At 66.9% G+C, this 10841-nt stretch carries 12 protein-coding genes; 5 read left to right on the top strand and 7 right to left on the bottom strand.

What is annotated here, in order from left to right; genetic code table 11:
* Positions 1 to 339: 339 nt before the first annotated feature.
* Entirely contained in the window at positions 340 to 1248 is a 909-nt protein-coding gene (locus AB0B76_RS57885) for a hypothetical protein (RefSeq protein ID WP_360394698.1), read from the top strand.
* A 294-nt stretch (positions 1249 to 1542) separates the two neighbouring features.
* Here the strand turns inward: AB0B76_RS57885 and AB0B76_RS57880 are convergent, their stop codons facing one another.
* Both AB0B76_RS57880 and AB0B76_RS57875 read right to left on the bottom strand, forming a co-directional pair.
* Positions 1543 to 1977: an IS110 family transposase gene (locus AB0B76_RS57880; RefSeq protein WP_360394695.1), complete on the bottom strand. Its 435-nt coding sequence runs from the start codon at positions 1975 to 1977 to the stop codon at positions 1543 to 1545.
* A complete protein-coding gene (locus tag AB0B76_RS57875) occupies positions 1964 to 2638 on the bottom strand; it encodes a transposase (RefSeq protein ID WP_360394693.1) in 675 nt (224 codons plus the stop codon). Before AB0B76_RS57875 ends, AB0B76_RS57880 begins: the two co-directional genes overlap by 14 nt.
* Positions 2639 to 2737: 99 nt before the next feature.
* Between AB0B76_RS57875 and AB0B76_RS57870 the strand changes: the two genes are divergently transcribed.
* Both AB0B76_RS57870 and AB0B76_RS57865 read left to right on the top strand, forming a co-directional pair.
* Entirely contained in the window at positions 2738 to 3589 is an 852-nt protein-coding gene (locus AB0B76_RS57870) for a hypothetical protein (protein WP_360394690.1), read from the top strand.
* Positions 3590 to 3909: 320 nt separating this feature from the next.
* The gene (locus AB0B76_RS57865) at positions 3910 to 4362 is read left to right on the top strand and encodes a hypothetical protein (RefSeq protein WP_360394687.1); all 453 of its coding nucleotides are present in this window, start codon (positions 3910 to 3912) and stop codon (positions 4360 to 4362) included.
* Positions 4363 to 4501: 139 nt separating this feature from the next.
* Here AB0B76_RS57865 and AB0B76_RS57860 read toward each other — a convergent pair whose 3' ends face one another.
* The 3 genes from AB0B76_RS57860 to AB0B76_RS57850 form a co-directional block, all read right to left on the bottom strand.
* The gene (locus tag AB0B76_RS57860; RefSeq protein WP_360394684.1) at positions 4502 to 4975 is read right to left on the bottom strand and encodes a hypothetical protein; all 474 of its coding nucleotides are present in this window, start codon (positions 4973 to 4975) and stop codon (positions 4502 to 4504) included.
* A 360-nt stretch (positions 4976 to 5335) separates the two neighbouring features.
* Positions 5336 to 5698: a hypothetical protein gene (locus AB0B76_RS57855; RefSeq protein ID WP_360394680.1), complete on the bottom strand. Its 363-nt coding sequence runs from the start codon at positions 5696 to 5698 to the stop codon at positions 5336 to 5338.
* Between the two features lie 116 nt (positions 5699 to 5814).
* Entirely contained in the window at positions 5815 to 6090 is a 276-nt protein-coding gene (locus tag AB0B76_RS57850; protein WP_360394677.1) for a hypothetical protein, read from the bottom strand.
* Positions 6091 to 6331: 241 nt separating this feature from the next.
* On the opposite strand from AB0B76_RS57850, the gene AB0B76_RS57845 reads away from it, so the two are divergent.
* Positions 6332 to 7321 (top strand): hypothetical protein, encoded by a 990-nt coding sequence (locus tag AB0B76_RS57845; protein WP_360394700.1) that lies wholly within the window; start codon positions 6332 to 6334, stop codon positions 7319 to 7321.
* A 75-nt stretch (positions 7322 to 7396) separates the two neighbouring features.
* Here the strand turns inward: AB0B76_RS57845 and AB0B76_RS57840 are convergent, their stop codons facing one another.
* Complete coding sequence (locus tag AB0B76_RS57840) at positions 7397 to 7768, bottom strand: helix-turn-helix domain-containing protein (RefSeq protein WP_360394674.1); 372 nt, start codon at positions 7766 to 7768, stop codon at positions 7397 to 7399.
* Positions 7769 to 7823: 55 nt separating this feature from the next.
* Here AB0B76_RS57840 and AB0B76_RS57835 point away from each other — a divergent pair, with 55 nt between their 5' ends.
* The gene (locus AB0B76_RS57835) at positions 7824 to 8504 is read left to right on the top strand and encodes an SDR family oxidoreductase (RefSeq protein ID WP_360394671.1); all 681 of its coding nucleotides are present in this window, start codon (positions 7824 to 7826) and stop codon (positions 8502 to 8504) included.
* A 940-nt stretch (positions 8505 to 9444) separates the two neighbouring features.
* Here AB0B76_RS57835 and AB0B76_RS57830 read toward each other — a convergent pair.
* A partial coding sequence (locus AB0B76_RS57830; RefSeq protein ID WP_360394669.1) for an IS110 family transposase occupies positions 9445 to 10841 on the bottom strand: 1397 nt, incomplete at its 5' end.

Here is a 10841-nt window from a genome sequence, read left to right as displayed (position 1 = left end):
GACGAACCAGCCGCTGCATGACCCAACACAAACCACCGCGGCTCCGCCCCGGTGCTGCCGCCTGCCCCACGCACTCAAGATTTTCGAGTCAGCCGATGTGCGCGCACGTGATCATGGTGGCTGCCGCGCTCGGTGTTTAGTTGGCGACGGCGATGACCGCGGCCGCGATCCCGGTGGGCAGCGCGACCGGCCAGGCCGACCGGTGCGCGGCAGGCTCTATTCGCACGTGGACGCTGTCTCGTGAACGCACGACGGAAGCGTGTTCCACCCCGTCCAGGCGCTCATTCACGAAGACTCGCCGTGCTGTGGCTGCTTCTGCATCGGCGTACGATGACAGCCGTGGTGGGCCCTAATCTGCCGATGGACGTGCAGCTCAACGTTGACGCCTCGGCCGGGCCGTTCGCCGATCTGATGCACCAGTGGATGGACGTGGTCTCCGCGACCGTGCGACCGCAGTTCCGCGCCGGTCTGGAGGCTGGCGCCGACGGCGGGTTGCCCGGCCAGCCGTTCGGTACGCTGGAGGTCTGCGCCCGCCGGGCTCTTGAGGGGCCGTGGTCGCCCGACGGGCTCGCCTGGCTGGGCGAGACGCTGCGGCGCGAGCTGCCGAGCAGGACACGCCTGTGGTTCGGTGTGCGCGATGTATCCGGCTACCAGGCCGGTCAGGTGCTCGACATCAACGCCCGCATCGATGCGGAGGAATCGCCCGGCTGGCTCACCCTCGCCGGGCATCCGCTCGAACGCGACCTGCTCGACCCGGCCGGCGGCGCGGAGGAGCAACGGCGCTGGCTCGACGCGCTGTTCCAGTTCGCCGACCGGACCAACCCCGGATTCGGCCACATCAGCCCCTACTACGACGGCGGGACGACGGCGCTCGAAGGCGCCGTCCCGCCGGCCGGCCGGCCGTTCGTCGCGCGCTACCAGGAGTACGCGGTCAACGAGTGCCGCAGCTATCTGCGCGGCTATTCCTGGGTGACGATCGTTGCGCAGGAGCTGCTGCCGAAGCTCGGCGGCGTCGAGCGGCTGGTCGAGAGCAAGGCCTTCGCCGACGTGCGGCCGCTGGCCGCCGGCGGGGTCTGGCTGCAGGCCACCGCGGACTACCGGAACTACGATGACGCCGCGATCGAGCTGGTCTTCGAGGCCGTCGCCCCGGCGTTGCGGCCGGGGTTGCCGCGGTGGACCGAGCCACACGCCGGCGAGCACCCGTACCGCCTGGCCTTCCGCGACGCCGCCGAGCTCGGAGCGCGGTAACCGCACCACCCACATCATCACCGGCACGGCACGGACCCGTTCCGCGCGGTTTTTGGTGCTAGTCACGTCGCCGCGAAGAAGATGGCGCCCCTCTGTGTCAAGACGCCGCCAAAGTGAGTGTCCTAGAGTGGGTCGTGGCGGGTCCGGGAAGTGGCTTGTCCGAAGTGCCGGCTGTCGGGATTGAGCCGGCCGCGCTGGATTGCACAGTCGCTCCCGTGTGCCCTCCCGGGCCTGCCCCGGCGCGTTGCGCGTCGGTGACCATGCGCTGATAGACGACGTTGGACAGGCGGCGTTTCAGGGCGCGCATGGCTTCCATCGGCTTTTGCCCGCAGCGAGTTTCCGTCGGTAGTAGGCGCGGCCTTCGGTGTCATTGCGCAGCTGGACGATGGCCATGATGTGCAGGACCCGGTTGATGCGCCGGTTGCCGGCTCTGGACAGCCGGTGGCGGCGGTGGTCGCCGGAGGACGCGTCGATCGGTGCGGTGCCGTTCCAGGACGCGAAGTGGTCCCGGCTGGCGAACCGGCTGACGTCGCCGATATCGCCCAGGAGCCGGGCAGCGCCGGACGGTCCGATGCCGTTGAGCTGCTGCAGCGTGCTACCGGTCGAGGCGACCAGCTCGGTGAGCTGGGTGTTGGCGGTCTTGATCTTCTTGTCGATGACCGCGACTTCGGTGATCAGTTCCGAGGCCAGCTGCCGGCGGGTGCGCCCGACGATGTCACGGGGCCGCACCGTGTTGAGCAGGGGTCCGGGCCTGCGGGGCGGACAGGAACTGCTTCGCCCCGCCGGGCACGAGCTCGAGCAGCACCTGGTGCAGCCGGCTCAGCACCTCGCTGCGCGCCCGGCCCAGCTCGTCGCGGCGGTCGACCAGCAGCTTCAACGCGACCGTGACGTCATCGACGACGACCTGCCGCAGGCCGCTGGCACGCAGCGCGGCGACGGCGATGCAGTGCGCGTCGGCCGGGTCGGTCTTGCGACCCTGCCCGGTGTCGAACAACCGCGCCCGCGCGGACAACTTGGCCGACACGTCCAGGACGGTTTCACCGTCGGCGACCAGACGCTGGGCGACATGCCGGCCGATGCCGTTGCAGCCCTCAACCGCCCAGACCCGGTCCTTGTACTGCCGGCCAAGCTTGAGCATCGCCATGTAGCCGTCGCGGTCGGCGCCAAACCGCCCCTGCCCGAGGATCTTCTCCCGCTCGTTGATGATCTCGATCGTGGCGGACCGCTTATGTGGATCCATGCCGATGATGACGCGCCCCATACACTGCTCCCGCTTCGACTCGACGATCTGATGCCGACGGGAGGGCAGCGCATCTTCGAGCGTTGGGCATACCCCTCTGGAGCCACTCCACGCCGCGGCGACCGGCAGGACGCACGCCACGAGAGCCACGCCCAACCACAGCGGGCAGCCGATGAGAGAGCGACCCTACCGATCACCTCGACCCAGCCTGGCCGGGCTGCGGTCGTACCGCCAGTCAACAAGATGCCGATGAGCGGCCTTGCGTCCGGCGGTCACTATGGAGTTATGTTGGCGGCCGGAGGGTTGGACTGGGGGAACATCCCCGACTGGGTTCAAGCACTTGGCGGAATACTGGCTTTTGGCGGGTTCACTATCGGCCTGCTATACGAGATCCGCCGACGACGAATCGACGACGAGTTGGCTGCCGCCGACCGCATGGACGCCTGGCGCCAGCAGGCGCGACTCGTGTTTTTCCAAGACATCCGGACGGAGCCAGGTTCGATAAGCGGAGTGCTCCGCAACGCCAGCGATGCCCCGATCTTCGACATCTATATGCGCATCGATCGTCCAGATGATCCCAAGCTGCAGTGGCCGAATCCGAAGCGTTCCCTGCGCGCGCGAGTGGTCGATCTAATACGTCGGCGAGCACGCTGGTCCGACAAGCTCGAACCGACTCCCAACGTGGTCAACTGGGTCAGGGCGATGCCGTACCTGCCTGAACCTAACGCTCACCTACTGGACGCGAGCTCGACTTGGCCGGACCAGCTCGACCCTGGGGAATCAGCCGAGTTCGACATCCGTGTCAACATGGTCCTGGAAGGCACTGTCGGACGGCACGAATCCCTGCCGGCCAAGCCGGTCTTCGGGGCTACCTTCACTGATTGCAACGGTCGCCGGTGGGCGCGTGTGGGTAACGCACCACCAGAGCTGAACTCACACGACGGTTGGCGTCGTTCACGACTGCAACGAATGTCAATAAATATTCTCGGCCGCGAACTTGAGCCGGCGGACATGGTGGTGCACAAGCGCGGTCCTCGATACTTCCGGACGCAGTACGTGCCATCTCAGCGGCAGAGCGATGAACGGACAGACGGCAAGTAGGACCTCCGCGGAGCGGAGCGTTGGTCGAGGAGCCCTGAGGCTCACATAGGTAGCCGTAAGTCGGCACGCTATAGGCTGCCGAACGCGCCTGCATCACGTACAGACTCCTCCGCCGCCGTCGGCGCACAAGGTGGGCCTGCGCTCGTCCCGACGGAGCCCGCACGGTACGTGGATGATCCGACATCCGCATCTGCCGCCGTTGGTGCGTGTCGGCCGACCGGCGCTTATCACGGACGGTGATCGGCTTGGCGGGGTCGCGGCTTACGGTCTTGCCGATGGCAGCGCAGTCGACCTTGCCGTAGGGCGTAGGTTGTCCAACTGTGGAACTCCGCGCCGAACTCACTCCACCCGTCGTCTCCAGCACTCGTATCGAACAACTTTGCGCAGCTATCAGCACCATTGAAGAGCTTCTGGAGTCGGGTGCTGACGCAAGTGCGGACATCGCCGCGTTTAACGAGGACACCGGGCACAAGTATGAGCCCTACCACTTCATGACATACTCGTCCTCGCGCAATGTCGAGGATTTCGCGCTGCAAGCGGCCCGGCCGGCGTGGCCGAAGGTCCCGGACGTCAACCGGGATGAGCTGGTCGAGATCGTCCGCCGCATCCAGGCAATGGACAACGATATGGATTACTACCTGCTCGTACTCGAGACCAACACCGTTCGACCTGGAGTCAGCGACCTTATCTACTGGCCGCCTCCCCACCTTGTGGACGCCTCGGCCGAGGCCATCGTCGACGAAGCACTTCGCTACCGGCCTACAGCACTATGAGACGTGAGGGGACGCGCGCTCATGCCGCCGAGCGTGCGCGCTTGCGTGCTGCAGCAGTCACTCGATGTATCGGCGGAGCCGATACATCGAGTGCACGACTTCACCGAAGGGCGGAGAACGCTGAACGCGCCTCAATCCTTCAGGGCCGCGCTCGGTAGACGTAGTGATCGTCTGAGCCCTTGACGAACAGCCGCCAACATTCAATCGGTCCTGACACGTCCGGGAAGATCTGGGCCAGCAGGTCGTCCCCACATTCGAGCCGGACCGCGCCGCCAGCGCCCACTTCGGCCCGGGTGACCGCGTGAGCCGTCCCAGCCAGGACGCTCTCGACGAGAATCGCAGCGATTCGATCAAATTGAGTCGTCCGGGCGTCGAACGCGGCGTTGCGGTCGCCATGACGGTTCACCGGATACCGCATGTCGGCTGTAGCGAGCACGATCTGGTCGCCGCGCATGAGCCGGAACGGGCACTGCACGTGCAGCCGGACCGACTCCGATCCGCGGACGAAGCCCAGCTCCACCATGTCAAGGGTGCGACCCACATCCGTGAACTGGGCCCCCTCAAGCGCCCGGACCGCGGAGCGTAAGGCGTCAATCGCGTACTCGGTCGTCATCGTCTCGTTTCAGGTTGTATGAGCCTCGTTCGCGTCGCAGTCCGCGGCCAACAATGCCGGGGGTAACCGTTCCCCTCGTCTCGCTTCCGTCATGATTCCGCATACCCGGAACTGGCCCCATCGCGCCGCCGTTCTGCCGCGCCGCGTCTGGGGCTCGGTGTCTTCGAATTATGGGCGGCCGCCCGGTGGACGGCCAGCAACGGTCTGCGCTCAGTGTCCGCTTCTGCTGCTGATCGTGCGAGGTGAATCGCGAGCGAACATCGCCCCTTCATCCGGGTCGCCAGACGAACGCGCTTCACTCCGGAAACGCGCGGGTGCCGAAGCCCTACCCATCTCGGAACCATCCGATCGCTGGAGCGTTCATGAAGCCGGCCTCAAGTTCGGACGGCCAACGCTCACGCAGCGCATGCAGATCCTCGGCGCTGGCGCCAGCGGCATCGCACGGTGGCGAATGCAGGCAACCTGGAAGTCCGCACTTGCGAAGGCTCGATGCATAGCCCACGCCTGCATCAGCTGCTCGCGGGAGAGCCGGTGAAGAACGTAGACGCGCGGCTCGAAGTCCCACGTCCCGCCAGCCGCGTCGTTGGTGACCACAACGAACCAGTACTCGCGCCCATCGTGCACGGCGACGCCCGTGATCGGCCCGTCGTACCAGTCGCTGAACCATACCTTCCGAACCTCAGCCAGCTCGGGCAGGCCTGGAAGGGCGGAAACAGCGTGCACGGCCTCGACCATACTGCGCGGAAGCGGCGTCCTCATCTGCCGCAGGGCGCGGTCGTCGCCGTACGTCGATACGCTCGTGGCCGCTGGCGCCGCGATCTTGTCCGCAATCGAGACCGTCAGCTTGAGGCGTCGCCGGGGCGGACGCCGGCTTGGTGCCGGTACTCGAGTGCGTCCATCGCGTGCGGCAGGTTGATCGGCGGATCGGCCGCCCGCATCGCCAGTAGGCCGGGTATGTTGCCGCGACGGATGGCGTCGTCGATCATCCTGTGAGCGGCGGCGGGCAGCTGCTCCCAGGTGGCGGTGGCGACGCACAGACCGCACGGCGTGTTGACCCGCTCAGGAAGGCTCGTCTCGCAACGTACGCCGCAGTGCGGACAGAGCCAGTGCAACATGGTTCCCCGGTCTCGGGCTCTCGCCTTCGATCGCCAAGCGGATAACACGGACTGCCGTTCCGACCGCTTGATCACGCTTCCGCACATGCCGCGATTGGTTCGCTACGGAACGTCATCGGCGGGTGGATCGGTCCTCCACGCACACGCGCGTCGTCTTGGCTTGGAGCGTTTCTTGGGGCTACTGACGTACTAGGCGTGAGCGCGAGAAAGTGCGGTGCCCTCGCGGCTGCGGTCGCCGATGATGGTGGGCGTGGATGACGAGACTGGTGGCTCTGCTGAGCAACAGTTCTACGACGTTGCGGGCCGGTGGGCGACGGACCAACGGTACGGCCCGGTGGAGCTCATCAACGCGGCGTGTCGAGCACTGGTCGACGGGTTGGACTCACCCTCCCTGCGCGAACTTGCCGGAGCTTCGGTCGACGAGTCCTTCCACGACCTCCGACAGCTCCTCGGCGCAGCCCTGGACGAACTGCACTTGCCGGAGCCCGGAACAGTACTGACCGGGTACACCGTCGGGGCGGGCGGATTGTTGCCCCGACCGGCGACCGACACCCTGCGTCTGAAGGTGACCTCGACGCCAGTGGAGGCCAGTGTCGGCTTTCAGGTACAGGTTTACGTCAACGATGTTGAGGTGACCAGCGCTGGGGCTGGACTCGGTATGGACCCGTACGACCTGCTGGTGCCGACCAACCGTCTGATAGCCGTCAATGAACCACGTACCGTTCCGATCGCTCGGTGCAAGTGCGGCGAGTACGGCTGCGGCTCCACTGACGTCACCCTCGTCCGCGACGGCGAACGGGTGCACTGGGACTGGTCGAAAGAAGTACCGATGTGTCGGGGCGTGTCCTTCGCCGCCGATGTCTACGACGCGGAGGTGGCCCGACTAGCTGCTGACCATTCCTGGGAGACTCCTGATCGCGCCGCCGGCCGCCTGATCATGGCGCGTCTGGACGGCGAGCGGCTCCAGTCGGCCGGGCTGCAGGTCAGTTGGGTCGCCAACTATCACCGAAATCCTGAGCTGTTCCGCATCGCGCTCCAGATCGACGACGCGTACCAGGTCTTCGTCGACACTCCGTGGCGTGGCCGCAGCGCTGAGGACCTGGCGCACGAGGTGTGCCAGACGCTCGACGGTCCGCCGTATGGATGGCGCGCGTCATGGCACGCGATCAAGCGCGGTGTTCCCGAGCCCCCCGCGATTGCCGGACCGTCCTGGCATCGATACCGACCGTGACCAGCCCGCCCCAGTGGTGCGCTCACATGCCGCCGTCGTCGGTCCTTCACTGCTGCCCGGCGTTCGGGCGCGGCATCACCCTCTGGCCTCTTTGGCGCCGGCGAGTTCGCGGGCAGCGAGGATGTCCGGGACGTGCGTCTCGGCCCACTGTCGTATGGCGCGCAGCGGAACGAGCAGGGATTCGCCGAGCTCGGTCAGGGCGTATTCGACGTGCGGCGGGTTACCGCCCAGGTCGGTGCGGACGAGTAAGCCGTCGGCCTCCATGGCGCGCAGCGTCTCGGCGAGGGCCTTGGGGGTGATCCCGCGGATATGCGCTTTGAGTTCGGTGAACCGCATCGGCCCGCCCGCCAGTGCGTTGACGACGAACACCGTCCAGCGCGCCCCGATGCGGTGCAGCACGGTGCGACTCGGGCACGTCGCGGCCATGACGTCGTAGGCCTTGCCCATGGGGTCCTCTCGGTAGCGTTGAAGATACCGGTAGCAAATCTATACCGTCACGCTCATGAGTGAGCATCTGAACGGCAAGCGGATCCTGGTCATCGGCGGCGCCCGCGGTATCGGCGCTGAGATCGTCCGGCGCACTGGGCTGGCCGGCGCCGCCCCGGTCGTCGCCGCCCGGTCCGGCTCCGAGGTCCGGATCGACGTCACCGACGAGAGCACCATCGCGCGGGCGGCGGAGTCGCTCGGCGCCTTCGACCACGTGATCTCCACAGCGTCGGCGCACCACGACGTGCCGGTGTCCGACCTGGAACACGACAAGATCCAGGCCGCGTTCGCCGCCAAAGTCGTCGGCCCGCTACTGCTGGCCAAGCACTTCGCCCCACGGATGCCTGCCGGCGGATCGTTCCTGTTCTTCTCCGGCATCGTGGGCTGGCAGCCCAAGCCCGGCACCGTCGTCAAAGGCACGGCGAACGCTGCCCTGGCGGCGCTCGTCACCCATCTGGCCGTCGAACTCGCGCCACGACGCGTCAACGCCATCGCCCCCGGCATCACGGACTCCGGCACCTGGGACCGACTTCCGAACGAGCGTCGCCGCGCCCTGTACGACAGTGCCGCCGCGGCCTCCCTTGCAGGCAGGGTCGGAACCCTCGAGGACGTCACCGACACCGCGCTGTGGCTCCTCGGTGCGGGATGGGTGACGGGTGAGACGGTCCATGTCGACGGCGGCGCCCGCCACCGGTGATTCCACCGCCACCAGCGTCATAGCAGCCACCAACACTGGTTGTCGGACGGCGCACCGTGCCCCGCAGCCACGATCGCATGCTCGCTATGCCGCAGGTCTTGCACGACGGCCCAACCGAAGACCGTCACGTTCCGTGTTGAGACTTGGGTAAGGTCGACGCACCGCGAGGCCGATGAGTGCGCTCTGGGGCGAGTTCCTCGCCAGCTTGACGATCGGAGGCGACTCAATGCCAGACAGGCCCTTGCGTAGAGTGGCCGAGCTCTACGAAGAGCACCGAGAGGCCGTCTTTCCGGGCCGACTGATAGTCGACGAGGCCAACGGTATCGAGATGGTGAGCATCGATTCCAGGGTCTCGGGTTGTGTCCACACGTGGCTGAAAAACCGGGGCCGAATCGACGACGGGAGATGGGACACTCTCGCGGCATGCGAGCAGCTGCTCATCCGCGCGATTCCAGCCCTGGACGGCGATGAGGCGTCCTACTACCAGCGCTTGCTGGCTATGACGGGTCCTGATCCTGGAAGGCCCCGAGGACGCGCAGCCCGAATGACGTCGCGCCGGGCACGGGCGCACGGAGGGCGTCCGGATGCCGGTGATGTCTTTTCAGGATCTCGGCTTGTGCGTCTAAAACCCCACCCAGTCGGACCCCGAACAGCCATGAGTCAGACGCCTTCTCCCATGGACGGCCGCCACAACACGGAGCCGTAACTGCATGATCTTGGCGTCCGCACATCAGCGTAAGACGTTCTGGGTCAAGCTCTTGGTCGGTGCCTCGTCCGTCGTCTGTCCCGGCATAGCGGTAATGGGGTTGGTCCCAGCAGCGTGTAATCGGGTTGGTGAGACAACGGGCGGGGCTGCCCATGATGTGCGTCGAGGTAACCGTGGTTCCTCAATGCCGCGTGGGGCTCGCCCCGACCGGGCTTGACGGGCCGCCTGCTGAGGTTAGGCAGCGATGGGCATCACCGTGCGGGGTTCGGTGCCGTGGGTGGCGATGGCCGGGTCCCAGGCCCGGCCGGTGGTGACGACGGCGTGCAGTTGCCGCAGGATCGCCGCGGCGATCACGGCCTGGGCCTGGGTGACGGTGAGCTTGTTCTGCTCCCGGGTGGTCAGATGGGTGAACCGGGCGGCGTAGACCGGGTTGGCGCGTTGCGCGCCCCAGACAGCTCGCCAGGCGGCCAGCCGTAGCCCGGGGCGTCCTTGTCCGGTCAGTTTCGTGCGGCCTTTGAACGTGCCGGACAGCTTCTCCCGCGGTGCCAGTCCGGCGTGCTTGACCAACGCCCGGGCACTGCGGAACCGGTTCAGGTCGCCGCTTTCGGCCAGGATCGCCGCCACGCCGACCGCCGACAGACCAGGGATCGGCGTCACGAGGTCGGTCAGGCGCAGCTCGTCCAGGACCGCTGTCATCCGCGTCTCGGTGTCCTGCAGCCGGTGCTGGGTCTCGAGCCAGTCGCCGAGCAGCAGCGCAACCCGTTCCAAGGCACCCGCCCGGTGGGCGATCACGCCAGCAGGGTCGGTCAACGCCGTAAACAACAGCCGCACGATCCGCAGACAGAGTCGCTGCTTGCCTCGTCGCACGGCCTCCGCCCGCACCAGCTTCTCGAACCGCACCAAACCCAGGCGTCGGGTCCGCGCCAGGTCTGCTGCATCACGGTCCACCACAATGCGCAACGCCGCAGTCCAGGACGAGGAACGAAACGGCTGCCGCGCGGTCTGCAACACCGCCGGCCACACGCACTCCAGCAGCGCCCGGATCTGCTGGACCTGCCGACTGGCGTCCACCAGCAGCTGCCCACGACGCGCGCCCAGATGCCGCAGCCGGCCCCACGTCTCATCGACTGGTTCGGGAACGTAGCAGCGCAGCTGAGCCGTCAGCCGGGCGATGATCACCGCGTCTTTCTCATCGGTCTTGTCGAAGGTCAGATCCTCACTGCGCCGCGCCCACGACGTCAGCATCGGCTGGACGCACACGAACGGCATCCGCCGCTGCCCGGCCAGCTGACCCAGCACCCGCCAGCGGTGACCGGTCGGTTCGCACGCCACCGTGACCCCGGCGAAGCCGTTGGCGGCGGCCTGCCTGCCCGCCCAGTCCAACGCCGTCCCCAGATCCCACGCATGGCACCGGAACGTTCTACGCGCCAACACCTTCGAGTCATGATCGGTCACCACGACCATCTGCTTGGCGTCCGCCAGATCGATACCGACAATCGCGTTCACAGGCGGAACCAGCATCCGCAACCGAGCCAACCGCGCATTGCGGTTGCGATCACCACGGGACACACCGCTACCGTTACCCACGAACGTCCTCCTCCTGCGATGGGACACCAAGCCCGACAAGCGCA

The organism is Dactylosporangium sp. NPDC049140 (assembly GCF_040648435.1).
This window is presented reverse-complemented; position numbering and strand designations above follow the sequence as displayed.

Coding starts and splice junctions, on each gene's coding strand:
- AB0B76_RS57870 (WP_360394690.1), top strand. CDS start 2,738: ATGAGCGGCCTTGCGTCCGGCGGTCACTATGGAGTTATGTTGGCGGCC.
- AB0B76_RS57860 (WP_360394684.1), bottom strand. CDS start 4,975: ATGACGACCGAGTACGCGATTGACGCCTTACGCTCCGCGGTCCGGGCG.
- AB0B76_RS57850 (WP_360394677.1), bottom strand. CDS start 6,090: ATGTTGCACTGGCTCTGTCCGCACTGCGGCGTACGTTGCGAGACGAGC.
- AB0B76_RS57845 (WP_360394700.1), top strand. CDS start 6,332: ATGGTGGGCGTGGATGACGAGACTGGTGGCTCTGCTGAGCAACAGTTC.
- AB0B76_RS57840 (WP_360394674.1), bottom strand. CDS start 7,768: ATGGGCAAGGCCTACGACGTCATGGCCGCGACGTGCCCGAGTCGCACC.
- AB0B76_RS57835 (WP_360394671.1), top strand. CDS start 7,824: ATGAGTGAGCATCTGAACGGCAAGCGGATCCTGGTCATCGGCGGCGCC.